23 protein-coding genes are annotated in these 25,566 nt (G+C 68.9%); 6 read left to right on the top strand and 17 right to left on the bottom strand.

Annotated features, from left to right (window positions below; all coding sequences use genetic code 11):
• Nucleotides 1-15 precede the first annotated feature (15 nt).
• A complete protein-coding gene (gene metH / locus ABL838_RS01220; protein WP_418123746.1) occupies nt 16-2,730 on the bottom strand; it encodes a methionine synthase in 2,715 nt (904 codons plus the stop codon).
• A 335-nt stretch (nt 2,731-3,065) separates the two neighbouring features.
• On the opposite strand from metH, the gene ABL838_RS01215 reads away from it, so the two are divergent.
• Nucleotides 3,066-3,956, top strand: coding sequence for an esterase/lipase family protein (locus ABL838_RS01215; protein ID WP_418125823.1), 891 nt, complete (start codon nt 3,066-3,068; stop codon nt 3,954-3,956).
• Between the two features lie 7 nt (nt 3,957-3,963).
• Nucleotides 3,964-4,896 carry a lipase secretion chaperone gene (locus tag ABL838_RS01210; RefSeq protein ID WP_418123744.1) on the top strand — a complete coding sequence of 311 codons (933 nt, stop codon included), beginning with the start codon at nt 3,964-3,966 and terminating at the stop codon, nt 4,894-4,896.
• A 21-nt stretch (nt 4,897-4,917) separates the two neighbouring features.
• Here the strand turns inward: ABL838_RS01210 and ABL838_RS01205 are convergent, their stop codons facing one another.
• Nucleotides 4,918-5,358, bottom strand: a complete 441-nt coding sequence (locus ABL838_RS01205) for a PACE efflux transporter (protein ID WP_126022511.1) — start codon at nt 5,356-5,358, stop codon at nt 4,918-4,920.
• A 100-nt stretch (nt 5,359-5,458) separates the two neighbouring features.
• On the opposite strand from ABL838_RS01205, the gene ABL838_RS01200 reads away from it, so the two are divergent.
• From ABL838_RS01200 to ABL838_RS01190, 3 genes are all read left to right on the top strand, one after another.
• Nucleotides 5,459-6,400: a LysR family transcriptional regulator gene (locus tag ABL838_RS01200; RefSeq protein WP_184640506.1), complete on the top strand. Its 942-nt coding sequence runs from the start codon at nt 5,459-5,461 to the stop codon at nt 6,398-6,400.
• A gap of 33 nt (nt 6,401-6,433) precedes the next feature.
• Nucleotides 6,434-7,051 carry a TetR/AcrR family transcriptional regulator gene (locus ABL838_RS01195; RefSeq protein ID WP_418123742.1) on the top strand — a complete coding sequence of 206 codons (618 nt, stop codon included), beginning with the start codon at nt 6,434-6,436 and terminating at the stop codon, nt 7,049-7,051.
• A 90-nt stretch (nt 7,052-7,141) separates the two neighbouring features.
• Complete coding sequence (locus ABL838_RS01190) at nt 7,142-8,191, top strand: NADP-dependent oxidoreductase (protein ID WP_418123741.1); 1,050 nt, start codon at nt 7,142-7,144, stop codon at nt 8,189-8,191.
• An 11-nt stretch (nt 8,192-8,202) separates the two neighbouring features.
• Here the strand turns inward: ABL838_RS01190 and ABL838_RS01185 are convergent, their stop codons facing one another.
• From ABL838_RS01185 to ABL838_RS01115, 15 genes are all read right to left on the bottom strand, one after another.
• Nucleotides 8,203-8,907, bottom strand: a complete 705-nt coding sequence (locus tag ABL838_RS01185; protein WP_418123739.1) for an SH3 domain-containing protein — start codon at nt 8,905-8,907, stop codon at nt 8,203-8,205.
• Nucleotides 8,908-8,982: 75 nt separating this feature from the next.
• Nucleotides 8,983-10,035: a homocysteine S-methyltransferase family protein gene (locus ABL838_RS01180; protein ID WP_418123737.1), complete on the bottom strand. Its 1,053-nt coding sequence runs from the start codon at nt 10,033-10,035 to the stop codon at nt 8,983-8,985.
• Nucleotides 10,036-10,076: 41 nt separating this feature from the next.
• Nucleotides 10,077-10,901, bottom strand: a complete 825-nt coding sequence (hutG, locus tag ABL838_RS01175) for an N-formylglutamate deformylase (protein ID WP_418125822.1) — start codon at nt 10,899-10,901, stop codon at nt 10,077-10,079.
• An 11-nt stretch (nt 10,902-10,912) separates the two neighbouring features.
• The gene (locus tag ABL838_RS01170) at nt 10,913-12,298 is read right to left on the bottom strand and encodes a formimidoylglutamate deiminase (RefSeq protein ID WP_418123735.1); all 1,386 of its coding nucleotides are present in this window, start codon (nt 12,296-12,298) and stop codon (nt 10,913-10,915) included.
• A complete protein-coding gene (gene hutI, locus ABL838_RS01165) occupies nt 12,295-13,521 on the bottom strand; it encodes an imidazolonepropionase (protein WP_418123733.1) in 1,227 nt (408 codons plus the stop codon). The genes ABL838_RS01170 and hutI overlap by 4 nt, the downstream gene beginning before the upstream one ends.
• A 2-nt stretch (nt 13,522-13,523) precedes the next feature.
• Complete coding sequence (locus ABL838_RS01160; RefSeq protein WP_418123731.1) at nt 13,524-14,111, bottom strand: HutD family protein; 588 nt, start codon at nt 14,109-14,111, stop codon at nt 13,524-13,526.
• On the bottom strand, nt 14,108-14,776 hold the full coding sequence (locus tag ABL838_RS01155; RefSeq protein ID WP_369660077.1) for an amino acid ABC transporter permease: 669 nt from the start codon (nt 14,774-14,776) through the stop codon (nt 14,108-14,110). The genes ABL838_RS01160 and ABL838_RS01155 overlap by 4 nt, the downstream gene beginning before the upstream one ends.
• Nucleotides 14,777-14,783: 7 nt before the next feature.
• A complete protein-coding gene (locus tag ABL838_RS01150) occupies nt 14,784-15,536 on the bottom strand; it encodes a transporter substrate-binding domain-containing protein (protein WP_418123729.1) in 753 nt (250 codons plus the stop codon).
• Between the two features lie 65 nt (nt 15,537-15,601).
• On the bottom strand, nt 15,602-16,333 hold the full coding sequence (locus tag ABL838_RS01145; protein ID WP_418123727.1) for an IclR family transcriptional regulator: 732 nt from the start codon (nt 16,331-16,333) through the stop codon (nt 15,602-15,604).
• 149 nt (nt 16,334-16,482) lie between these two features.
• Nucleotides 16,483-18,204, bottom strand: coding sequence for a urocanate hydratase (gene hutU, locus ABL838_RS01140; protein WP_418123725.1), 1,722 nt, complete (start codon nt 18,202-18,204; stop codon nt 16,483-16,485).
• Between the two features lie 28 nt (nt 18,205-18,232).
• Nucleotides 18,233-19,792 carry a histidine ammonia-lyase gene (hutH, locus tag ABL838_RS01135; protein ID WP_418123723.1) on the bottom strand — a complete coding sequence of 520 codons (1,560 nt, stop codon included), beginning with the start codon at nt 19,790-19,792 and terminating at the stop codon, nt 18,233-18,235.
• Between the two features lie 181 nt (nt 19,793-19,973).
• Nucleotides 19,974-20,711, bottom strand: a complete 738-nt coding sequence (hutC, locus tag ABL838_RS01130; protein ID WP_126022525.1) for a histidine utilization repressor — start codon at nt 20,709-20,711, stop codon at nt 19,974-19,976.
• Between the two features lie 10 nt (nt 20,712-20,721).
• Nucleotides 20,722-21,507 (bottom strand): ABC transporter ATP-binding protein, encoded by a 786-nt coding sequence (locus ABL838_RS01125; protein ID WP_369660081.1) that lies wholly within the window; start codon nt 21,505-21,507, stop codon nt 20,722-20,724.
• Nucleotides 21,507-22,361 carry an ABC transporter permease gene (locus ABL838_RS01120; protein WP_418120425.1) on the bottom strand — a complete coding sequence of 285 codons (855 nt, stop codon included), beginning with the start codon at nt 22,359-22,361 and terminating at the stop codon, nt 21,507-21,509. Before ABL838_RS01120 ends, ABL838_RS01125 begins: the two co-directional genes overlap by 1 nt.
• Nucleotides 22,362-22,380: 19 nt before the next feature.
• Nucleotides 22,381-23,352, bottom strand: coding sequence for an ABC transporter substrate-binding protein (locus tag ABL838_RS01115; RefSeq protein ID WP_126022527.1), 972 nt, complete (start codon nt 23,350-23,352; stop codon nt 22,381-22,383).
• A 295-nt stretch (nt 23,353-23,647) separates the two neighbouring features.
• Between ABL838_RS01115 and recQ the strand changes: the two genes are divergently transcribed.
• A complete protein-coding gene (gene recQ / locus ABL838_RS01110; protein WP_418123721.1) occupies nt 23,648-25,540 on the top strand; it encodes a DNA helicase RecQ in 1,893 nt (630 codons plus the stop codon).
• Nucleotides 25,541-25,566 lie beyond the last annotated feature (26 nt).

The raw sequence follows: 25,566 nt of genomic DNA, 5'->3' as shown, positions 1-25,566 counted from the left end.
CGCCGGCCGGCAGGTTCAAAGGTTGGGCGCGAGCAGGCGTTCGAGGTCGGCTTCGCTTTCCTTGCGCCGCGCGGCCTGGTCCTGTAACTGGTCGTGTCCGATCTTGCCGACGTTGAAGTACGTCGAATCGGGGTGGCTCAGGTAGAACCCGCTCACGCTGGCGGCGGGCATCATAGCGAGGCTTTCCGTCAGGCTCATGCCAATGTCCGCGCAGTTCAGAAGGTCGAACATGGGCTTCTTCACGCTGTGGTCGGGGCAGGCCGGGTAGCCGGGCGCGGGGCGGATGCCGCGGTACTTCTCCGCGATCATGTCGTCGTTGCTCAGGCTCTCGTCGCTCGCGTAGCCCCACAGGTCGGTGCGCACGCGATGGTGCAGCGCCTCGGCGAAGGCTTCGGCCAGCCGGTCGGCAAGGGCCTTGAGCATGATGGCGGAGTAGTCGTCGAGGTCGTCGACGAAGTACTTCTCCTTCTTCTCCACGCCCAGGCCGGCGGTCACGGCGAACATGCCGACGTAGTCCTTCACGCCGCTGTCCCTGGGCGCGACGAAGTCGGCCAGGCAGCGGCTCGGGCGCATCACGCCGTCGATCTCGTGCTTCTCGGTCTGCTGGCGCATGCCGTACCAGGTGAGCGCCACCTCGCTGCGCGATTCGTCGGTGTAGAGCTCGATGTCGTCGTCGTTCACGGTGTTGGCGGGCCAGAAGCCCACCACGCCGCTCGCGCTGAGCCAGCGGCCTTCGATGAGGCGCTTGAGCATGCGCTGGCCGTCGGCATACACGCGCACGGCCTCGGTGCCGACGATCTCGTCCTTCAGGATGGCCGGGAACGGGCCCGCCAGGTCCCAGGTCTGGAAGAACGGGCCCCAGTCGATGTACTTCGCGAGTTCGGTGAGGTCGAAGTTCCTGAACACGCGCCGGCCGATGAACTTCGGCACCGGCGGCAGGTAGCTGGCGAAATCGACGGGCGTCTTGTTGGCGCGCGCCTTGGCCAGCGGCCACAGCGGCACCTGCTTCTTGTTGGCGTGCTGCTCGCGCACCTTGACGTAGTCGGCGTTGATCTCCTCGATGTACGCGGCCGCCTGGTCGCTCAGCAGGCTCTGCGCCACGCTCACGCTGCGCGAGGCGTCGGGCACGTAGACCACCGGCCCCTCGTAGTGCGGCGCGATCTTCACGGCCGTGTGCACGCGGCTGGTGGTGGCGCCGCCGATCAGCAGCGGAATCTTGCGGATACGGAAGTGGTCGTCCTTCTGCATCTCGCCGGCCACGTACTGCATTTCTTCGAGGCTCGGCGTGATGAGGCCCGACAGGCCCACGATGTCCGCGCCCTCGACCTTCGCCTTCGCGAGGATCTCGTGGCACGGGACCATCACGCCCATGTTCACCACTTCGAAGTTGTTGCACTGGAGCACGACGGTGACGATGTTCTTGCCGATGTCGTGCACGTCGCCCTTCACGGTGGCGATGATGATCTTGCCCTTGGAGCGCACGTCGCGCCCGGCCGCCTCGTCCTGGCGCTTCTCTTCCTCGATGTAGGGAATGAGGTGCGCCACGGCCTGCTTCATCACGCGGGCCGACTTCACCACCTGCGGCAGGAACATCTTGCCCTGCCCGAACAGGTCGCCGACCACGTTCATGCCGTCCATCAGCGGACCTTCGATCACGTGCAGCGGACGGCCGCCCCTCGCGAGGATCGCGCGGTAGGCCTCTTCGGTGTCTTCGGTGATGAACTCGGTGATGCCGTGCACCAGAGCGTGCGACAGGCGCTGCGCCACCGGCACGGGCTGCTCGGGCGTGCCGCGCCATTCGAGCTTCTTGCTGTCGTCCTTGGCCGCGCCCTTGGCGCTCTCGGCGATCTCGACCAGGCGCTCGCCGGCGTCGGGGCGGCGGTTGAGCACCACGTCCTCCACGCGCTCGCGCAGATTCGGCTCGACTTCGTCGTACACGCCGACCATGCCGGCATTGACGATGCCCATGTCCATGCCCGCCTTGATCGCGTGGTACAGGAACACGGTGTGGATCGCCTCGCGCACCGGATCGTTGCCGCGGAAGCTGAAGCTCACGTTCGACACGCCGCCCGACACCTTCGCGCCCGGCAGGTTCTGCTTGATCCAGCGCGTGGCCTCGATGAAGTCGACCGCGTAGTTGTCATGCTCCTCGATGCCGGTGGCGATGGCAAAGATGTTCGGGTCGAAGATGATGTCCTCGGGCGGGAAGCCCACCTCGTCCACCAGGATGCGGTAGGCGCGCTCGCAGATCTCGATCTTGCGCGCGTAGGTGTCGGCCTGGCCCTTCTCGTCGAAGGCCATCACCACGGCGGCGGCGCCGTAGCGCTTCACCAGCTTGGCCTCGTGCTTGAACTTGTCGACGCCCTCCTTCATGGAGATCGAGTTGACGATGCCCTTGCCCTGGATGCAGCGCAGGCCCGCCTCGATGACCTCCCACTTCGAGCTGTCGACCATCACCGGCACGCGCGCGATGTCGGGCTCGCTGGCGATGAGGTTGAGAAAGCGCACCATCGCGGCCTTGCTGTCGAGCATGGCCTCGTCCATGTTCACGTCGATCACCTGCGCACCGTTCTCGACCTGCTGGCGTGCCACCGCCAGCGCTTCTTCGAACTGGCCGTTGAGGATCATGCGCGCGAAGGCCTTGGAGCCCGTGACGTTGGTGCGCTCGCCGATGTTGACGAACAGCGTGCCTTCGCCGATGGAGACCGGCTCCAGGCCTGAAAGCTTCATGGGAGGCGGCATTGGGGAAGACATGGTTGGACTCGGAGGCAAAAGCGGTTATTCGTGCGCGGGTTGGGGGAGTCTATCGCCCTCCCATACGCCGCAGGGGCTGCAGGAGTAAGTCCGAATCATGAAAGGGAAAGTCCGGATCGATCCGGCCCGGTCGGTTTCGCAGAATGAAAAGTGCACGCTCGTTCGTTTTTTGCGTGCCCCCACCCTACCAACCGACACAGGGAGTTCCGATGATTCGAATGAAGAGGAATGCGGCTTCGAGGACCGAGGCGACGGGCAGCAAACAGGGCGGCGCGGCCCGGCGGACGGCCGGCGCGCTGCTGGTGTGCGGCATGCTGGCGCTCGCGCCCCTGGCGCAGACGGCACAAGCGGCCAACACCAGCGCGCAGACGGCCTATCCGATCGTGCTGGTGCACGGCATGCTGGGTTTCGACACCATCGCCGGCATCGACTACTGGTACGGCATTCCGGGCGAACTGCGCGCGCAGGGCGCCAAGGTCTTCGTCGCCGAGGTGGCGGCCACCAACAGCAGCGAGGTGCGCGGCGAGCAGCTGCTCAAGCAGGTCAAGGACGTCCTGGCGCTGACCGGCGCGAGCAAGGTCAACCTGATCGGCCATTCGCACGGTGGCCCCACGGCGCGCTACGTCTCGGGCGTGGCGCCGCAGCTGGTGGCCTCCGTCACCACCGTGGGCAGCCCGCACAAGGGCAGCAAGGTGGCCGACGTGCTCGGCAACACGCTGCCGGACGGCAGCATCAGCCGCGCCGTGGTGGTGAGCGTGGTCAACGCGTTCTCCAGCCTCATCGGCATTCTCTCGGGCAACAACACACCGCAGAACGGGCTGGGTGCGCTGGATTCGCTCAACACCGCCGGCTCGGCGAAGTTCAACGCCAAGTTCCCCGACGGCGTGCCCACCACCGCCTGCGGCAACGGCACCGAGCTGGTCAACGGGGTGCGCTACTTCTCCTGGTCGGGCACCCAGCCGCTGACCAACGTGTTCGACGCCTCCGACTACGCGCTGTCGCTGACGAGCGTGGTGCACGGCGAGCCCAACGACGGGCTCGCATCGGCCTGCAGCTCGCACCTGGGCACCTACATCGGCAGCTACAGGCAGAACCACCTGGACGAGATCAACCAGATGCTCGGCCTGCGCGACCTTTTCTCGGTGAGCCCGGTGACGCTGTACGTGAACCAGGCGGCGAGACTGAAGCAACTCGGCCTCTGAGGAGACGATGCCCCGCAAGCTCATGCTGCCGCTCGCGGCGGCCGCGGCGGTGCTGGCCGCGGGCACCGCGTGGTGGCTGGCCGGCGGCGAGGAGGCTCCGGCTCCCGCGGTCGTATCGGCAGCCCTGCCGGCCACCTCGTCGGACCTTCCCGATGTCTCCAGATCCGCGCCAGACGCAAGCCCCCACGCCCCCGATCCGCTGCTGACGCCCGCCCTGCTGCGCATCTTCGAGCAGATGCTCGACGGCAGCCAGGCGCGCGACAAGGAAGGCCTGATGGCCGAGATGCGCGCCAGGATCGACAGGTACCTGCCGCCCGAATGGCGCATGCGCGCGCTCGGCCTGCTGGAGCGCTACATCGACTACCGCAACGCGCTGGAGGCGCTGCCGGCAGCCAACATCGGCGACCCGGCCGGGCTGCGCCGGATCCTCGATGCGCGCGCCGGCATCCGCTCGCGCTACTTCGCGCCCGAGGAAGTCGAGGGCCTGTTCGGCGCCGACGAGAAGTTCGACCGCTTCAGCGTCGAGAAGCTGGAGATCGAGCGCAACGCCAGCCTCACACCCGAGCAGAAACGCCAGGCGCTCGCGAAGACCGAGGAAACCTGGCTCACGCCCGAGCAGCGCGCCGACCGCACGGCCTCCGTTGCGCAACTGGCCGTAGGCGAGCAGACCGCCGCACTGGAAGCACGCGGCGCCAGTCCGCAGGAGCGTTTCGAGGAGCGCTCGAAGCAGTACGGCTACGAGGCGGCGCAGCGTCTCGCGACGCTCGACCGGCAGGAGCAGGACTGGCAGAGCCGCCTGTCGCGCTACGCCGCGGCCGACGAGGCCACGCGGGCACAGCTGCAGGCGGAACTCTTCACGCCGCAGGAGGCGCTGCGGCTGCAGGCCGCGCTCGAGATGCGGGTGGCCGAGCAAAAGAAAAAGGCGGCCACGCCGCCTTGATCCTCTCTTCCCGGGCGGCCCTCAGGCCGCCACCGGCACCTTCGCCGCGGCCGAGGCCGGCAGACCGAACACGCGATCGAAGGCCCAGTTGAAGACGAAGGTGTAGACCAGGAAGAACACCACCAGCCCCAGGTCCATCACCAGCGCCTGCCAGAGCGTGACGCCCAGGCCCCAGGCGAACATCGGCACCAGGAAGGCGATCAGGCCTCCCTCGAAGCCGATGGCGTGCGCGATGCGGCGGCGCAGGCTGCGTCCGCGCACGACCTGGCGCGACTCCCAGCGCTCGAAGAGCGAGTTGAAGACCAGGTTCCAGATCACCGCGATGACCGAGGCCGCCACCGCCATCGCGCCCGAATGGCCCAGGCCGGCATCCGTCATCAGAGCCAGGCCCGCGCTGGCGGCCACGATGGCGATGCCTTCGTAGAGGCTGATGTAGACGATGCGACGCTGAATCCCTTGCATGGCTTTCTCTCTGTGTTCGTTGATGCGATGACTGGACTTTATTTGTCCCGGGCTGATATAAAAAGTTAACTTGTTTCAGTTTTATTGAAAGATCGGCGCCATGGCCTTTTCCAGCGACAACGTCGAAGTCTTCCTGGCCGTGATTGACCACGGCTCCTTCTCTGCCGCCGCGCGGGCGCTGCGCCGGGTGCCGTCGGCGGTGAGCATGGCTGTCGCCAACCTCGAGGCCGAGCTCGACCTGCAGCTGTTCGACCGCAGCGGCCGCGAGCCCCAGCCCACGGCCGCAGCGCGCTCGCTGGAGCCGCAGGCGCGGCTGCTGGCGGCCCAGCTGAAGCAGCTTCAGGTTCAAGCGCTGGCGCTCACGCAGGGACTGGAAGACCGGCTCACGCTGGCCATCGCGCCCGAACTGCTGGCCGCACCGTGGACCGGCCCGCTGTCGGAACTGGCGCGGGAGCATCCGCTGCTGCAGGTGGAGGTGCTGGCCGCCCCACAGGCCGACGCGCTGGCGCTGCTGCACAGCGGGCGGGCGCAGTTGGCACTGGTCTTCGAGCGACCCAGCCTCGACGGGCGCGAAGGCTTCCAGGAAGTCGGCAGCGAGCTCATGGTGGCGGTGATGGCGCCCGACCATCCCGTGCTCGCCGCCAACGGCGGCCGGCTGCGCGAGGACCACCTGACCAACACCCGCCAGATCGTCGTGGCCGGGCGCGACCTCGCCACCAGCGACCCGCGCTTCGTGTTCGCGCGCCACGTCTGGCGCTCCGACAACGCGCTGGCCGCGCTGAGCCTGATCACCGCCGGGCTGGGCTGGGGCTGGCTGCCGCGCAACTTCGCGCGGCCCCATGTGGCGGCGGGCGCGCTGGTCGAGATTCCGTTCGAGAACCTCAGCAACGGGCTCGACCTGTGGGTGGACGTGGTGTGGTCACGTGAGCGCCCACTCGGCCTGGGAGCCCAGCATTTTGTGAATCTGATCGCCAAGGGACGGGCTGCGGCGGGCGAATGCAGTCCCAAAGTCAGCGGCGACACCATTGGCTCGCAAGACTAGACGACTGGTCTAATTGCCGCTAGAGTGCGGCCCATGAACGCCGCAGCCGCACCCATCACCGACGTCCGCCAGCACATCCTCGACGTGGCCCATCCGCTGCTGCTGCGAAAGGGCTTCACCGGCGTCGGGCTGGCCGAGGTGCTGGCGGCGGCGAAGGTGCCGAAAGGCTCGTTCTATCACTACTTCGGCTCCAAGGAAGTCTTCGGCGAGGCGGTTCTGGAGGCCTACTTCAGCGAGTACCTCGGGCGCACCGACGCCCTGCTGACCGAGGGGTCCGGCACCGCCGCCCAGCGCCTGATCGCCTACTTCGACGACTGGCTCGACTCCCAGACCGGCGAGGAGGCGCAGAGCCGCTGCCTCGTCGTCAAGCTTGGCGCCGAGGTCTGCGACCTGTCCGAGAGCATGCGCGCGGCGCTGGCGCGCGGCACCCGCGCCATCACCGACCGGCTCGCCGGCTGCATCGAAGCCGGCCAGGCCGACGGCTCGATCAAGGCGATGCCGCAAGGGCAGGACGCCCAGGGCGTCGCCGTCGCGCTCTACCAGCGCTGGCTCGGCGCCAGCCTGCTGGCCAAGATCACGCGCGACCGCTCGTCGCTGGACGCGGCGATGCGCGACACCCGGCAGCAGCTGGGCCTGTCTTCGGACCACTGAAGGAAATCACCCGGCGGGAGGCGAACGCGCTCCCGCTTTTTTTTGCCCACGCACTAGACGACTGGTCTATTAATCAAGGAGCCACGCCCCATGTCCCAGAACAGCAACGCCGTCGATACCGTCAACCGCCGCATCGTCCTCGCCGCCCGGCCGCGCGGCCTGCCGACGCCGGAGAACTTCCGGCTGGAGGAAGCCGCCGTCCCCGTGCCCGGCGAGGGCCAGGTGCTGCTGCGCACGCTGCACCTGTCGCTCGATCCGTACATGCGCCAGTTGATGGACGAGGTGCCGCCGCTCTATGCGCCCGCCTCGGTGCAAGTGGGCGAGCCGATGCCGGGCGGCACGGTCAACCGCGTCGTCGAGTCCCGGAATCCGCAGTTCCGCCCGGGCGATCTCGTGCTCGGCAACACCGGCTGGCAGGACTACGCGCTGTCCGACGGCCAGGACCTGATGCCGCTCGGCGACATGGCCCAGCCCTCGCTGGCACTCGGTGGGCTGGGCATGCCGGCCTTCACCGCCCACGTCGGCCTGCTCGACATCGGCCAGCCCAAGCCGGGCGAGACGGTGGTGGTGGCGGCCGCGACCGGCGCCGTCGGCTCGGTGGTCGGGCAGATCGCCAGGCTCAAGGGCGCGCGCGTGGTCGGCATCGCGGGCGGCGCGGACAAATGCCGCCACGCAGTCGAGGTGCTGGGCTTCGACGCCTGCATCGACCGCCACGACCCGGCGTTCGCATCGCGCCTCGCGGCCGCCTGCCCCGAGGGCATCGACGTCTACTTCGAGAACGTCGGAGGTGAGGTGTTCGACGCGGTGCTGCCGCTGCTCAACATCGGCGCGCGCGTGCCGGTGTGCGGGCACATCGCCGACTACAACAGCGAGACGCTGCCCACGGGCCCGAACCGGCTGCCGCTGCTGACGGCGGCGCTGCTGCAGAAGCGCATCCGCATGCAGGGCTTCGTCATCCTCGACCACTACGGCGAGCGCTTCGATGCGTTCCGGCGCGAGATGGACGAGTGGGTCGAGGCCGGCAAGATCACGCTGCGCGAGGACCGCATCGACGGCCTGGAGAACGCGCCGGATGCGTTCATCGGCCTGCTTCAGGGCCGCAACTTCGGCAAGCGCGTGGTGCGCGTCGCGGAAGACTGAGGCACCGGCCCTCAGTGCCGGTGCCCGCCGCCGTGACCTCCGCCATGGTCACCGCCACGGCCTCCCCCACGATGCCCACCGCCTCCTCCGGGATGCGGATGCGGCTTGCCCGGCGGCGGCCCTGGCCGGAACCCCGGCTGCGGCCGTGGCGGCCTGATTCCCGGGTCCACCGGCGGACGGATGCCCGGCGCGGGCGGTGGCCTGAAGCCCGGCGCGGGTGGCCGGAACCCCGGCCCCGGCTGCCACGGATGCGGTTGCCATCCGGGCCGTACCGGCGGCGGCGGACGCCAGCCCGCCACGGGCGGAGGCGGCCGGCCGCCCCACCAGCGCCGGTCGCCGTACCAGGGCCTGTCGCGGTAGTAGTCGGCCCAGTAGCTGCCGATGGCGAAGCCGATGATCGGCACGCCGATCAGCGCGCCGTACGTGGCCAGCGGCACGCGCTGCTCCTGGTAGGCGTAATCGAGGTTGCGCGCCCAGATCCAGCCGCGCCCGCCGTCGGGCAGCACCACGTCGCACCAGCCGTAGCCGCTGGTGCAGCCCACCACTTCGAGCGGCTGGCCTGGCCCGAGCCGCGCCACCAGCGGATAGTCGCCCGAAGGCCCCGCGCGCAGGTTGACCGCGCCGCGCGTGAAGGCCTGCTGCGCCTGCGCGGCGAGCGGCAGCACCAGGGCCAGCGCGCCGACGGCGGCCCAGCGCCAGGTGAGTGATGAGTTCATGGCAAGGCTCCTTGCGCCCCAGCGTAGGCCCGGGGGCTGGGGCCCGTCAATCGGCCGCGGACGCGACCGGAGCGCTCAAGCTGCCTCTTTGTAGAAGCCGGCGTTGTTGGTGCCCAGCACCCGGCCGGCCATCGGCGCGACGGCCTTGCCGATCGCCGCGATGTGGTCCGGCGTGGTGCCGCAGCAGCCGCCCACGATGTTCACCAGGCCCTCGGAGGCGAACTCGTGCAGCAGGCGCGAGGTGACCTCGGGCGTCTCGTCGAAGCCGGTGTCGCTCATCGGGTTGGGCAGGCCGGCGTTCGGGTAGCAGCTGATGAAGGTGTCGCCGGCCACGCGCGCCAGTTCCTGGATGTAGGGGCGCATCAGCGCCGCGCCCAGCGCGCAGTTCAGGCCGATGGCCAGCGGCTGCGAATGGCGCACGCTGTGCCAGAAGGCGGTGACGGTCTGGCCGCTGAGGATGCGGCCCGACGCGTCGGTCACCGTGCCGCTGATGATGAGCGGCAGGCGCTGCCCGCTGTTATGGAAATACTCGTCGACCGCGAACAGCGCGGCCTTGGCGTTGAGCGTGTCGAAGATGGTCTCGACCAGGATCACGTCGGCGCCGCCCTCGACCAGCGCCTCTGTCTGCTCGTAGTAGGCCGCGCGCAGTTCCTCGAAATTGACGTTGCGCGCGCCCGGGTCGTTCACGTCGGGGCTGATGCTTGCGGTCTTGGGCGTCGGGCCGAGGGCGCCGGCCACGAAGCGCGGCTTGTCGGGCGTGCTGAACTTGTCGCAGGCCGCGCGCGCGAGCTTGGCCGATTCGAGATTCATCTCGCGCGCCAGGTGCGCCATCTTGTAGTCCTCCTGCGCGATGGTGGTCGCGCCGAAGGTGTTGGTCTCGATGAGGTCGGCGCCCGCCGCGAGGTAGCCCTCGTGGATGTCGCGGATCACGTCGGGCCGCGTGAGCGAGAGCAGCTCGTTGTTGCCCTTCACGTCGCGCTCGAAGTCCTTGAAGCGCTCGCCGCGGTATTGCTCTTCCGTCAGCTTGAAGCGCTGGATCATCGTGCCCATGGCGCCGTCGAGGATGGCGATGCGCTTGGCGAGGATGCCGGGCAGGGCCTGGCCGCGGGTGTAGGTGACGGGCTTCATAGACCCCCGATTGTAGGAAGGGCCCCTGCCCCTGCCCGCGGTCAGCCCTTTGCGCGGCCTTCCACGAAGGCCAGCACCGCCTCGATCATCCGCCGCACGTGCGGCTGCACGCCCGCCGCCACCTCGGGCAGGTAGTCGAAGGGCAGCTTCTCCTGCATGTAGCTCGACTGCGTCATCTCCAGCTGCACCGCGTGCACGTTCTGCGCGGGGTTGCCGTAGTTGCGCGTGATGTAGCCGCCGGTGAAGCGGCCGTTGAGCACGCCGGTGTAGCCGGTGGCGCTTTCTGCGATGCCAAGCAGCGTCTGCGCGAGCGACGGGTCGCAGCTGATGCCCTTGCCGGTGCCCAGGTTCAGGTCGGGCAGCTTGCCGTCGAAGAAGCGCGGCAGCACCGAGCGGATCGAGTGCGCGTCCCACAGCGCGGCCACGCCGTGCTGCGCGCGGATGCGGGCGAGCTCCTCGGCGAGCTTGGCGTGGTAGGGCTGCCAGATGGCTTCGCGGCGCTCGGCGACTTCGGCATCGCCCGGCACGTCGGCGGCGTCGGCGTACAGCGGCGTGTCGTCGAAGGTGTCGACCGGGCACAGGCCCGTCACGCTCTGGCCGGGGTAGAGGCTCGCGCCGTCCGGCGGACGGTTCAGGTCGATCACGTAGCGCGAATGCGTCGCCACCAGCACCGAGGCGCCCAGCTCGTCGGCGAAGTCGTAGAGGCGCTCGAGGTGCCAGTCGGTGTCGGGCACCTGGCGCGCCTCGTCGGTGAGGCGCGCGGCCAGCGCGGGCGGCACGTGGGTGCCGACGTGCGGCATCGAGATCAGCAACGGGCGCGTGCCCTGGCGGAAGCGGAAAGGAGGTTCGGCGGTGGTGAAGGCCATGGTGGGGTCGATCAATCCTGTAGCAGTTGGGTGCGCGCGGCCACGAAGGCGGTGGCGGCTTCGTCGTGCAGCGCGTGGCGCCCGGCCGAGACGCGCGGCCGGCCCGCGACCCAGACGCCCTCGATGGCCGAGGTGCGATGGCTCGCGAAGACGTGGGCGGAAAGCATATCGGGCGCGGGCAGTCCCTGCAGCGCGATGTGCGAGGCATCGAGCACCGCGAAGTCGGCCTGCTGCCCCGCCGCGAGGCCGGCCGTGGCGCGGCCCGAGGCCCGCGCCCCGCCCTGCACCGCCTCCAGCGTCAGCGCGCTGGCCACATGCGGCTGCGCCGCGCTGGCGCCGACGTTGCGCTGGCGCCGGGCCAGGCGCTGGCTGTATTCGAGCATCAGCAGTTCCTCGGCCGCGTTCACGCTGGCGTGGCTGTCGGAGCCCACGCCCCAGGCGCCGCCGTGGCTGCGCCACTTGGCGAAGTCGAAGATGCCGTCGCCGAGGTTCGCCTCGGTGGTCGGGCACAGACCCGCCACCGCGCCGCTGCGGGCCGCGTATTCGTATTCGGCGTCGTTCATGTGCGTGGCGTGCACCAGGCACCAGCGCTCGTCCACCGGGGCGTGGTCGAGCAGCCATTCGACCGGGCGCAGGCCGCTCCAGGCGACGCAGTCGTCCACTTCCTTGGTCTGCTCGGCAATGTGGATGTGGATGGGTGTGGTGCGGTCGATGGCTTCGAGCCCCGCGATGGCATCGCGCAGGCCTTCCGGCGGAACGGCGCGCAACGAGTGCGGCGCCAGGCCCAGGCGCGCGCCCTGCGCATCGCACTGCGGCTTGAGCGTTTCGAGCAGGCGCAGCATCGATTCGGTGGAGCGCACGAAGCGGCGCTGTCCTTCGGTGGGCGGCTGCTCGCCGAAGCCGCCGGTCTGGTAGAGCACCGGCAGCAGCGTGAAGCCGATGCCCACCTTCTTCGCCGCGCGCAGCAGCGCGAGGCTCAGCGTGGCGTCGTCGGCATAGGGGCGGCCGTCCACGTCGTGGTGCACGTACTGGAACTCGCACACACCGGTGTAGCCCGCTTCGAGCATCTCGGCATAGAGCCAGGTCGCGATGGCTTCCATGTGCTGCGGGCCCAGGCGCGCGGCAAAGCGGTACATCAGCGTGCGCCAGCTCCAGAAGCTGTCGTGCTGCTCGGCGCGGTGCTCGGTGAGGCCCGCGAAGGCGCGCTGGAAGGCGTGCGAATGCAGGTTGGGCATGCCGGGGATCACGGGGCCGCGCGCGGCCTCGGTGCCGGCGGGGCGCTGCGCGCCGGCCTGCACCTGCGTGAGCCGGCCCGCGTCGTCCCACGCCAGCAGCACGTTGCGGGCCCAGCCTTCGGGCAGCAGCGCGTCGGCAGCGAAAAGGGTGTTTGTCGTCATGCGTTGGCTCCAATGGCAATGCGCCCTTGCCGCACCACCGTGCGCACGGGCTGCTGTCCGAACCAGTAGGCGAGCTCGGCCGCCTCGCGCACGTTCCACAGCACGAAGTTGGCGGGCATGCCGGGCGCTATGGCGCCGTGCGTGTCCTGCAGGCCCAGCGCGCGCGCGGCGTGCACGGTGACGCCGTCGAGCGCCTCGGGCACCGTGAGGCGGAACAGCGTGCAGGCCATGTTCACCATCAGCAGCAGGCTCAGCGCGGGCGAGGTGCCGGGGTTGTGGTCGGTCGACACCGCCATCGGCACGCCCGCGGCGCGCAGCGCGGCGATGGGCGGCAGGTGCGTGTCGCGCAGCGTGTAGTAGGCGCCCGGCAGCAGCACGGCCACGGTGCCGGATCTGCGCATCGCCGCGATGCCCTCGGCCGACAGGTGCTCGATGTGGTCGCACGAGAGCGCGCCGTAGCTCGCGGCTAATGCGGCGCCGCCCATGTCAGAGAGCTGCTCCGCATGCAGCTTCACCGGCAGGCCCAGCGCCTTCGCGGCCCTGAAGACCTGCTCGGTCTCGGCGAGCGAGAAGGCGATGCGCTCGCAGAACACGTCCACCGCGTCGACCAGGCCTTCGGCCGCGAGCGCGGGCAGCATCTCGCGGCAGACGAGATCGATGTACTCACCGCTGCGGCCCGCGTACTCGGGCGGCAGCGCATGCGCGCCGAGAAAAGTGGTGCGCACCGTCACGCCGTACGCCTCGCCCAGGCGCCGCGCCACGCGCAGCTGCTTGCGCTCGTGCTCCAGCGAGAGGCCGTAGCCCGACTTGATCTCGATGGCGCACACGCCGTCGGCCAGCAGTTGTTCGAGCCGCGCGGCGGCCTGCGCGAAGAGCGTGTCCTCGTCGGCCTCGCGCGTGGCGCGCACCGACGAGACGATGCCGCCGCCGGCCTTCGCCACTTCTTCGTACGTGGCGCCCGCCAGGCGCATCGCGAATTCGTTGGCGCGCTGGCCGCCGTAGACGAGGTGCGTGTGGCAATCGACCAGCCCCGGCGTGACGAGCGCGCCACCGCCGTCGTGCGGCGCGAGGGCGGCGAATTCAGCCGGCAGCGCGCTTCGGGCGCCGACCCAGCGGATCGCGCCCTGCTCCACCACGATGGCGCCTTCGACATTCGCATCGGCGGCGAAGCGGATGCCGCTCCAGAGGCCGTCGGCGGAGGGAAGTTCGTTGACGGATTTCATCGTCACTCCTGTTGTTGCGTCGGCAGGATGCGCACCGCGAGCAGCCGCGCGCCGGCACCCTCGGGCAGCGCCTGCCAGCCACGCGCGGCATCGGCCCACTGCAGGCCTTCGCCCTCGCCGCAGGCTTCGTCGTCCAGGCGCCAGGCACCGCGCAGCGCCAGCAGCACGCCATGCGGCGCGGGCTCGATGGCCGTGGCGCCGTCCAGCAAGCGGACTTCGGCGCGCCACTGGCCGCGCCGCGTCATCACGTTGAAGTCGTTCGAGGCGCCGCCGAGCAGCGTGCAGTCGATGGCCTCGTCGCCGCTGAAAGCGAATGGCTGCAGTGCGGTGTCGAGCCGGTGTTCGATGCGCCCTTCGTGCGTGAAGAGCCGCACGCCGTCGCCCTCGAGCAGCGTGATGCTGCGGTCCACGCCCGCGAATACCGAGAACGGCCCCGACGCCGCGATGGTGGCGATGCTCACGCGCCAGCCGAAGCTGTCGAGCCCCGCGCCCTGCGGCCAGCTGGCGATCTCCTGCGTGGTGCCGCCGCCGTTCTTCCACGGCGTGGCGGGCAGGGAGGTGCGCGAGAAGCGACGAAGCACGCCGGTCATCGCACCATCCCGCCCTGGCGCAGTCGCTGTTCGAAATGCCGCAGCACCAGCGTCATCGTGCCGGTGAGCACGAAGTACACGACCGCGATGGCCAGGTACACCTCCAGCGAGCGGTACGACACGCTGATGATCTTCTGCCCCTCGTGCATCACGTCGTGGATGGTCAGCAGCGACACCAGCGCCGAGTTCTTGATGAGCGCGATGAACTCGTTGCCCAGCGGCGGGATCATGCGCACCACCGCCTGCGGCAGCACGATGTGGCGCATCGCGAGGCCGGGCGTCATGCCCAGCGACTGCGCCGCCATGGTCTGGCCCTTGTCGATCGACTGGATCGCGCCGCGCACGATCTCCGACACGTAGGCGCCCGAATACACGCCGAGCCCCAGCACGCCGCACACGAAGGCCGGCAGCAGGATGCCGAAGTGCGGCAGGCCGAAGAACAGGATGAACAGCTGCACCAGCAGCGGTGTGCCACGGATGGCCGCCACGTAGGCCGTGCAGATGCCGTAGAGCCAGCGCCGCTTTGGGTTCAGCCGGCCGATGCCGACCAGCAGGCCCAGCACGCAGCCCAGCGCCAGCGCGCAGGCGGTGATTTCCACCGTGACCAGCGCGCCGCGCAGCAGGTCGTGCCAGCCTTCCCAGACGGGCGAGAAATCGAGATCCATGGCGGGCTTACTTGGCGGCCGTGCTGAACCACTTCTTGACGATCTGGTCGTAGGTGCCGTCCGCTTTCAGCTTCTCGATGGCACCGTTCACCGCCTTGGTCAGCTCGGGCGTGTCCTTGCGGATGGCCATGCCGTATTCCTCGGTGGTGATCTGCTCGGGCAGCACCTTCAGGCCGCCGCGCGTGCGCACGTACTGGTAGGCGGCGGGCTTGCCCGTCACGGCGGCGTCGGCGCGGCCGATGTCGACGAGGTTGAACATCTCCTGGTTCTTCTCGACTTCCATCAGCTGCACCTGCGGGAATTTCTCCTTCGTGTAGCTCACCGACTTGGTGCCCACCTGCACGCTGACCTTCTTGCCGTTGATGTCGGCCGGCGTCTTGATGGCCGTGTTGCCGTCCTTCACCATCACCACGAGGCCGCCCGCGTAATAGGGCACGGTGAAGTCGACCACCTTCTTGCGCTCGTCGGTGATGTAGATGCCAGAGACTGCCATGTCGAAGCGCTTGGAGATCAGGCCCGGCACGAGGCCCTTGAAGTCGATGTCGATCCATTCGATCTTGCGGCCCAGCGTCTTGCCGACGGCCTCGACCAGCTCCACGTCGAAGCCGGTGCGCTTGCCGTTCTCCACGAATTCCATCGGCGGGAAGGTGGCGTCGGTGGCCACGCGCAGCGGCTCGCCCTGCGCATGCGCGGCACCCGCGAAACCGAAGATGGCAAGGCCGGAGAGTGCGGCGGCGACGATGGAACGGCGGGTGTTCATGGCGATGGGCTTTCGTGGTGTGAGTGGAGGTGAGAGGGAAAGAAAAGAAAGAAGAGCTGGCGTGGCTACTGCAGCGCCCGCGAGATGCGCGCCGCCGTGACGACGGTCATGTGCAGCAATGCAGCTTCCATGCCCTCGACGCGCGTGAGCGGTGCCATCAGCGTGATCGCGCCGCGCAGGCGGCGGCCCGGGGCCAGCACCGGCGCGCTCGCGCCCCACACGCCGGCGTCGACCTCGCCGTGAGTCACGGCATGGCCGGCCTCGCGGATGGCGTCGAGTTCGGCGGCGCGCTCGGCGCGGCGCTCGGGGCTTTCGCCGAGGCCGTCGAGCAGGGCGTCGCGCTGGTCGATCGGCATGTGGGCCAGCAGGCACTTGGCGCTGGCGCCGTCGCGCGCGGGCACGCTGCGGCCGCGGTCGAAGGAGCAGCGCAGCGACTGTTCGCTGTCGATCATCTCCAGGCACACGACGCGGTCGTTCACCGCCGTGACCAGCGCCACGCTCTCGTGGCTTTGCTGCGCCAGCAGGCGCATGTCGGCGCGCGCGGCGATCACGAGGTCGGAGTTGCCGTCGAAGCCGGTGGCCAGCTGCACGCTGACCGGGCCCGGCGAGTAGCGGCCATCGGACTCCATCACGAAGCCCCAGCGACGCAAGGTGGCGATCTGCCGGTACAGCGTGCTTTGCGAGAGACCCGTGGCCCGCACCAGCTCGGCCGCCGTCATCGACGCCTTGCTCTGCGCCAGCACCGACAGCACGAAGAGCGCGCGGTCGTTGGCGGGGGCGTCGGTCGGGGTCGTCATGCGGTCGATCGGATGAATGGAACCGGCGTGCAGTATCTTGCCCGCCGTTCCCACTTCCAAGCCCGTATTCCCATCGAGTGGGAATGGGCCTGCTTTTTCTTTCTACCTTCGGCTTAAGGTGCCGCCGTTCTTCGCGGCGGCGCCCGCCCTCACTTCACCATCGGCAGCTTAAGGCCCTGCTTCTTCGCGGTGGCGACGGCAATGTCGTAGCCCGCGTCGGCATGGCGCATCACGCCCGTGGCCGGGTCGTTGAAGAGCACGCGCTCGATGCGCCTGGCGGCCGCGTCGGTACCGTCGCAAACGATCACCACGCCCGAGTGCTGCGAATAGCCCATGCCTACGCCGCCGCCGTGGTGCAGGCTGACCCAGGTGGCGCCGCCTGCGGTGTTGAGCAGCGCGTTGAGCAGCGGCCAGTCGCTCACCGCGTCGGTGCCGTCCTTCATCGCTTCGGTCTCGCGGTTGGGGCTGGCGACCGAGCCGGTGTCGAGGTGATCGCGGCCGATGACGATGGGCGCCTTCAGCTCGCCGTTCTTCACCATCTCGTTGAAGGCCAGGCCCGCGATGTGGCGCTCGCCCAGGCCCAGCCAGCAGATGCGCGCCGGCAGGCCCTGGAAGGCGATGCGCTCGCGCGCCATGTCGAGCCAGCGGTGCGTGTGCTTGTTCTCGGGGAACAGCTCCTTGATCTTGGCGTCGGTCTTGTAGATGTCTTCCGGGTCGCCCGAGAGTGCCACCCAGCGGAACGGGCCCTTGCCCTCGCAGAAGAGCGGACGGATGTAGGCCGGCACGAAGCCGGGGAAGTCGAAGGCGTTCTTCACGCCTTCGTCGAAGGCCACCTGGCGGATGTTGTTGCCGTAGTCGACCGTGGGAATGCCCATGGCCTGGAAGTCGAGCATGGCCTGCACGTGCACGGCGCACGACTTCGCGGCGGCCTTCTTCAGCGCTTCGTGCTGAGCCGGGTCTTTCATCGCAGCCTGCCATTGCGGCACGGTCCAGCCGGCCGGCAGATAGCCGTTGATCAGGTCGTGCGCGGAGGTCTGGTCGGTCACGAGGTCGGGCTTCAGGCCGCCGGCCTTCGCACGCTTCACCAGCTCGGGCAGGATTTCGGCCGCGTTGCCCAGCAGCGCGATCGACACGGCTTCCTTCGCATCGCAATGCTGCTTGATGAGTTCGAAGGCGTGGTCGATGTCGCGCGCCTGCTTGTCGACGTAGCGGGTGCGCAGGCGGAAGTCGATGCTCGACTGCTGGCACTCGATGTTGAGCGACACAGCGCCGGCCAGCGTGGCCGCCAGAGGCTGCGCGCCGCCCATGCCGCCCAGGCCGGCCGTGAGGATCCACTTGCCCGCGAGGCTGTTGTTGTAGTGCTGGCGGCCGGCCTCCACGAAGGTCTCGAAGGTGCCCTGCACGATGCCCTGGCTGCCGATGTAGATCCAGCTGCCGGCCGTCATCTGGCCGTACATGAAGAGGCCCTTGCGGTCGAGTTCGTTGAAGTGCTCCCAGTTGGCCCACTTCGGCACGAGGTTCGAATTGGCCAGCAGCACGCGCGGCGCGTTCTCGTGCGTCTTGAAGACGCCGACGGGCTTGCCCGACTGGACGAGCAGCGTCTCGTCGTCGTTCAGCTCCTTCAGCGAGGCGAGGATCTGGTCGAAGCAGGCCCAGTCGCGCGCGGCGCGGCCGATGCCGCCGTACACCACCAGGTCCTGCGGGCGCTCTGCCACCTCGGCGTCGAGGTTGTTCTGCAGCATGCGGAAGGGAGCCTCGGTGAGCCAGCTCTTGCAGTTGAGCTCGCTGCCGCGCGGGGCGCGGATCACGCGCGTCGGGTCGTGGCGCGGGTCGGTGGCAGTGTTCAGGGCAAATTTGTCGGGAGCGTTCATGGCGTGGTTCTCCTAATCGGGGTGTGTTTTACGAGTGGCTGGGCAGGATGTCGAGCAGCGCGGCCGGCAGCTCGGCCTTCAGCGCCCACTGGCGCATGGCTTCGATGTCGGGGGCGAGATAGCGGTCGGTCTCGAGGAAGGCGACCTTGCGGCGGATGGCGGCGAATTCGGCTTCGACCAGCGGCGAGCTCTTGAGCTTGCGTTTGAGTTCGATGCCCTGCGCGGCGGCCATCGCTTCGATGCCGACGACAACAGCCGTGTTGTCGACCATGTCGGCCAGGCGGCGGCCCGCGAAGGTGGCCATCGACACGTGGTCTTCCTGGTTGGCGGAGGTCGGCAGGCTGTCGACGCTGGCGGGGTGCGCGAGCGACTTGTTCTCCGACGCAAGTGCCGCGGCCGTGACCTGCGCGATCATGAAGCCGGAGTTCAGGCCGCCGTCGCGCACCAGGAAAGGCGGCAGGCCCGACAGGCCGCTGTCCAGCAGCAGCGCGAGGCGGCGCTCGGAGATCGCGCCGACTTCGCTCACGGCCAGCGCCACGATGTCGGCCGCGAAGGCGACGGGCTCGGCGTGGAAGTTGCCGCCCGAGATGACCTCGCCCGTGTCCGTGAAGACCAGCGGGTTGTCCGACGCGGCATTGGCTTCGATGACCAGCACGCGCGCGGCGTGCGCGAGGTTGTCGAGGCAGGCGCCCATCACCTGCGGGATGCAGCGCACGGAATACGGATCCTGCACGCGACCGCAGTCCGCGTGCGAGGGAACGATTTCGCTGCCTTCGAGCAGCGTGCGCACCGCGCCCGCCACGGCGATCTGGCCCGGCTGGCCGCGCGCGGCGTGGATTCGCGCGTCGAAGGGCTTGATGGAGCCCTGGATGGCTTCGAGCGACAGTGCGCCCGACATCAGCGCGGCGGCGAATACGTCTTCCGCGCCGAAGAGGCCGGCCAGCGCGAGCGCGGTCGATACCTGCGTGCCGTTGAGCAGCGCCAGGCCTTCCTTCGGGCCGAGCACGAAGGGTTCGAGGCCGATGTGCTTCATCGCCTCGGCGCCGCTGACCACGGTGCCGTCGGCCAGCGTGGCCTCGCCCTCGCCGATCAGCACGCAGGCCAGGTGCGCGAGCGGCGCGAGGTCGCCCGAGGCGCCGACCGAGCCCTTGGCCGGGATGCGCGGCATCACGCCCGCATTGAACAGCGCCAGCAGCGCGTCGGCCAGCGCGGGCCGCACGCCCGAGTGACCGCGCGCCAGGCTCACCGCCTTGGTCGCGAGGATCATGCGCACGACAGGCGCGGCCAGCGGCTCGCCCGTGCCCACGCTGTGCGAGAGCACCAGGTTGCGCTGCAGCTCGGCCAGGTGGTCGTTGCCGATGCGCGTGCTCGCGAGCTTGCCGAAGCCGGTGTTGATGCCGTAGACCACCTGGTCGTTCTCGACGATATGGCGCACGGCGGCCTCGGCGCGCTGCATGCCCTCGCGCACCGACGCATCGAGCGACAGGCGCACGCCGCCGGCCTGGATGCGACGCAGCGTGGCGAGGTCGACCTTGCCGGGCGTGAGGATCAGGGAGGCTTCTGGGTTGGCGGTATGTTTGCTTGTCATGTGAACCTGTCTATACAAGTAGTTGCGAGTGAAATCGAAGCCGATGACGACGTTAAAAAAGACCTACGGCCCTTCGCGGAACACCGCGGAACCGGCTTTGCCGGGCCGCAGGTGTTGCCCCCGGCGAGGGGGTTGGCGAAGCGACACGAAGTGCGCGAAGACTGGGGGAGAGTTCATTGCTTCAGCCGAAGCTGGGGTTGCCGTCGGCCTTGAAACGGCTTCCCAGGCTGTAGCGCGAACCGGGGTGCAGGCAGCGCACCCAGGTCACGGGGACGTTGCGCGACCAGGTGCGGCGCGTGAGCAGCAGGCAGGGGTCAGTGGGCGTCATCGCGAGGCGCTCGGCCTGCTCGGCGTTGGGCAGCACTGCGTCGACCACGTGCTCGATCTGGTCGAAGGGCACGTTGCGCACCAGGTACTCGCTGGGCGGCGTCGCCGAGAAGTCCTGCTCGAGGTAGTCGGGCACCACCTGCGGGTTGACGAAGCGCTCCTCCAGCTGCACCGGCGTGCCGTTCTCCAGGTGCAGGCACACGCTGTGGAACACCGAGTCGCCGGCGCGCTTGTCGAGCCATGCGGCCACGTCGGGCGAGGCGGCGAGGCGCTCGACGGCGATCATCTCGCAGCGGTAGTCGTGCCCGCGCTGGCGGATCTCGCTGGCGATGTTGGCGATCTGCAGCAGCGTGGACTGCGGCTTGTTCTCCGCCACGAAGCTGCCGACGCCCGCCACGCGCACGATGCGGCCCTGCTCCACCAGCTCGCGCAGCGCGCGGTTCACCGTCATGCGCGCCATGCCGAACTGCGCGACCAGTTCGTGCTCCGACGGCAGGCGGTGGCCGGGCGGCCACGTCCCGTCCTGGATCTTGCGGGAGATGTGATCCATGACTTGCGCGTAGAGCGCGAGGGTCGGCAGGTCGCGTTTCATCGTGTCTTCGTCAATGCTCCGCCGCGGCCATCGATTCGGCGCGGATTTCTTCTGTCAGGCGCGCCTTGATCTCCATGAACTCCGGCGAGGTCTTGATGGTGTAGCTGCGTGGGTGCGGGAAGTCGACCGCGATCTCGGTCTTGATGCGCCCGGGCCGCGCGCTGAACACCGCCACGCGGTTGGCCATGAAGATCGCTTCGTCGATGTCGTGCGTGACGAACAGCACCGTCTTCTGCGCCGACTCCCAGATGCCCAGCAGCAGCTCCTGCATGAGCACGCGAGTCTGGTTGTCGAGCGCGCCGAAGGGTTCGTCCAGCAGCAGCATCTTGGGGTCGTTGGCCAGCGCGCGCGCGATGGCCGTGCGCTGCTGCATGCCGCCGGAGAGCTGCTTCGGGAAGTGGTTCTCGAAGCCGCGCAGGCCGACCTTGGCGATGAAGAATTCGCTGCGCTCCTTCTGGTCGGCCTCGCTCATGCCGCGCTCGCGCAGGCCGAAGCGGATGTTCTGCGCCACCGTGAGCCACGGAAAGAGCGTGTAGCTCTGGAACACCACGCCGCGGTCGGCGCCCGGGCCTTCGATGCGCTGGCCGTCGAGCAGCACCTGCCCGGTGGTCGGGAAGTCGAGCCCCGCCACGATGCGCAGCAGCGTCGACTTGCCGCAGCCCGAGGGGCCGAGGATGGTGACGAAGTCGTTCTCCTTCACCTCGAAGTCGATCGGCTGCAGCGCCTGCGTGCGCTGGCCCTTGGCGCCGGTGAAGACGCGCGAGACGCCCTGGATGGAAAGTTGGTTCTGCGACATCACAGTGCTGCCCACGCGAAGAGACGGCGGTTGATTGCCTTGAAGGCGAAGTCGGACAAAAGGCCGATGACGCCGATCACGATGATCCCGAAGATGATCTGGCCGGTGTTCAGCAGCGCCTGGCTGTCGGTGATCATGTGGCCGATGCCCGAGGAGGAGCCGATCAGCTCCGCCACGATCACGTAGGTCCATGCCCAGCCGAGCACGAGGCGCAGCGTCTCGGCGATGCCCGGCGCCGCGCCCGGAATGAGCACGCGCGCCACGATGCCGCGGCTGTTGGCGCCCAGCGTGTAGGCGGCCTCCACGAGGTCGCGCCGCGCGCCGCCCACGGTGACGGCCACCATCAGCACGATCTGGAAGAAGGAGCCGATGAAGATCACCAGCAGCTTCTGCATCTCGCCCAGGCCCGCCCACAGGATGAGCAGCGGAATGAAGGCCGAGGCCGGCAGGTAGCGGCAGAAGGACACGAAGGGCTCGAAGAAGGCTTCCACGGCCTTCCATGTGCCCATGGCGATGCCCAGCGGCACGGCGAACACGGCCGCCAGCAGGAAGCCGCCGAACACGCGCCACACGGTCATGCCGATGTCGCCGATGAAGCCGTACTCGGTGAAGAGCAGCCAGCCTTCCTTGACCATGGTCGGCGGACTCGCGAGGAAGGTCGGCGGCACGAAGCCGCCGAGCGTGGCGATGGCCCACACGAGCACGAAGACGACGAAGAAGGCGAGCCCCAGCAGCACGCGGGCGCGCGTGCCGATGGGCTCCAGTGGCGCGAGCGCGCGGCGGCGCGCGGGCGCGACGACAGGCACCGCTGCGGGCCTCGAGGCTGGCGCTGCGGCCACCATGGCGGACGGCATCTGCGACATCTGACAGGCCTTACTTGACGAAGCTTGCATCGAAGGTGGCCGAGAGATCTTCCGGCGCCTTGCGGATCACGCCGGCTTCCAGAAGGATCGGCGTGGCTTCCTTCATGAAGCTGGTGAGTTCGCCCGCGAAGAACTTCTGGTTGGCCGCCTTGTCCTGCCAGCGCAGGAAGGCCGACGACTTGGCGAACTGCTCGCCGCTCTGCTTCACGGCGGAGCCCATCAGTTCGTTCGACTTCTCGGGCTCGGCCTTGATCATGTCCAGCGCGTCGAAGTACGACTTGGTGAGCGCGGCGGCGGCCTTGGCGTTGGCCTTGAGCCAAGTGGGCGCGCAGCCGACGGTGTCCATCACCATCGGGTAGTCGAGCGTGGTGGCCAGGATCTTGCCGGCGGCTGGGTTGGCGCGCACGGTCGAGAGATACGGCTCGTAGGTCATGGCGGCGTCGTTCTGGCCGGCCACGAAGGCCTGGGCCGAGGCCTGCGGCGACAGCGTGGTGGTCTTCACGTCCTTCAGCGACATGCCGTTCTTGCTGAGCATCCAGGCCAGGCCGAAGTAGGGCGCGGTGCCGGGGGCGTCGACGCCGATGGTCTTGCCCTTGAGGTCGGAGAACTTGCTGACGTCGCCGCGCACCGCGAGGCCGTCGGCGCCGTAGGACTTGTCCATCTGGAAGATCTGCACGATCGGCACGCCGTTGGCGTTCCAGGCCACGTGCGTCTCGACCGTGGTGGCCGCGCACTGGATGGCGCCGGAGGCCAGCGCGAGGTGGCGGTCCTTCTGCGGGATCATCTTGAGCTCGACGTCCAGGCCGTTCTTCTTGAAGATGCCGGCCTTGTCCGCCAGCGAGAGCGGCGCGAAGCCGGTCCAGCCGGACATGCCGAGCGAGATCTTCGTCAGATCCTGGGCGGCGGCCGTTCCGGCCATGCCTGCCGCACATGCGCCCGCTGCAACCAGCGAGGCGAACTTCACAACTACCGTCTTGACCATGGGTACTCCTGGGTCTGTTCTTTGAGGGAAAAAGGCTCGGCGGCGAGCCCGATGGCCGGGTAACGCACGCCTCGCATTGTTGCCAGGCGCCCCAACTTGTATATACAGGATAACCCGAAAGACCATTTCTGGTGCATTTGCTTGGGAAATGCACCTTTTTGCTGTCTAGACAGGAGGGACGCAGGACGGCAGCAACCATTGCAAACCTCGTGCCACAGTCATATCTGTGGCGCTGGGGGACAATCGACGGCCGCCCTCTTTCCCCTCCCTTCCGACCTCCCCCCGCCCGCCGCCCGTGTCCTCTCTCGCCCCCCAACCCATCGACATCTCCGGCAGCAGCGCCCCCTCCGACATCCTCCACGAGGTCTTCGGCTATGCGCAGTTCCGGGGGGCCCAGCAGGACATCGTCGACCACGTGGTGGCCGGCGGCGACGCGCTGGTGCTGATGCCCACGGGCGGCGGCAAGTCGCTGTGCTACCAGATCCCGGCGATCGCCCGGCAGCGCGCGGGCAAGGGCGTGGCGATCGTGGTGTCGCCGCTGATCGCGCTGATGCACGACCAGGTGGGCGCGCTGCACGAGGCCGGCGTGAGCGCGGCCTTCCTCAACTCCACGCTCGACTGGGAAGAGACGCAGGATGTCGAGCGCCGCATGCTGCGCGGCGAGATCACGCTGCTGTACGCGGCGCCCGAGCGCGTGAACACGCCGCGCTTCCTGTCGCAACTCGATTCGCTGAAGGAGCGCGGCAAGCTGTCGCTCTTCGCCATCGACGAGGCGCATTGCGTGAGCCAGTGGGGCCACGACTTCCGCCCCGAGTACCGCGCGCTCACCGTGCTGCACGAGCGCTACGCGGGCGTGCCGCGCATCGCGCTCACCGCCACGGCCGACGCGCTCACGCGGGCCGACATCGTCGAGCGGCTGCAGCTGGAGGACGCGCGCCAGTTCGTCTCCAGCTTCGACCGGCCGAACATCCGCTACACCATCGTCGAGAAGAAGGACGCCACCACGCAGCTGCTGCGCTTCATCGAGCGCGAGCACGAGGGCGACGCGGGCGTGGTCTATTGCCAGTCGCGCAAGCGGGTGGAAGACGTGGCGGTGCAACTGCGCGACGCGGGCATCAACGCCCTGCCCTACCACGCGGGCCTCGACGCCGCGGTGCGCCAGCAGCACCAGGACCGCTTCCTGCGCGAGGAAGGCATCGTGATGGTCGCCACCATCGCCTTCGGCATGGGCATCGACAAGCCCGACGTGCGCTTCGTCGGCCACCTCGACATGCCCAAGAACATCGAGGGCTACTACCAGGAAACCGGCCGCGCAGGCCGTGACGGCGGCCCAGCCGACGCCTGGATGGCCTACGGCCTGCAGGACGTGGTCAACCAGCGCCGCATGATCGACGAGAGCCCCGCCGGCGAGGAATTCAAGCAGGTGATGCGTGGCAAGCTCGACGCCCTGCTCTCGCTGGCCGAGGCGAGCGACTGCCGGCGCGTGCGCCTCTTGGGCTACTTCGGCGAGAAGAGCACGCCCTGCGGCAACTGCGACAACTGCCTGAACCCGCCGCAGGTGTGGGACGGCACCGATGCCGCGCGCAAGCTGCTGAGCACCATCTACCGCGTGCAGCAGTTGAGCGGCATCAGCTTCGGCGCCGGGCACATCATGGACATCCTGCGCGGCAAGACGACCGAGAAGGTCAAGCAGTTCGGCCACGAGCGCATCAGCACCTTCGGCATCGGCGCGGAGTTCAGCGAGGTGGCGCTGCGCGGCGTGCTGCGCCAGCTGATCGCCACCGGCGCGCTGGCGGTGGACGCGGAGGCCTTCAACACGCTGAAGCTCACCGAGGGCTCGCGCGCCGTGCTCAGGGGCGAGACGCCGGTGACGCTGCGCGAATCGGTGTCGTCGCCCGCCGAGCGCAAGCCCCGGCGCGAGAAGGCCGCCAAGGGCGCGCCGCCGCCGGCCGCCGCCAAGCTCGACGAGACGGGCCGCAAGCGCTTCGACGCGCTCAAGGCCTGGCGCGCCGAGGTGGCGAAGGAGCACAACCTGCCGGCCTACGTGATCTTCCACGACGCCACGCTGGCGGCCATCGCCGAGCGCGCGCCCGCCTCGCTGGAGGACCTGCAGGGCATCAGCGGCATCGGCACCAAGAAGCTCGAGGCCTACGGCAGCGAGGTGCTGCGCGTCTGCGAAGCCTTCTGACGGCCTGAAAGAAGAGAACAGGGGCG

It is taken from the genome of Variovorax sp. 160MFSha2.1, from assembly GCF_048305075.1.
Classification (GTDB): domain Bacteria; phylum Pseudomonadota; class Gammaproteobacteria; order Burkholderiales; family Burkholderiaceae_C; genus Variovorax; species Variovorax guangxiensis.
The sequence above is the reverse complement of the archived record's forward strand: the minus strand, read 5'-3'. Positions and strand labels throughout refer to the sequence as shown.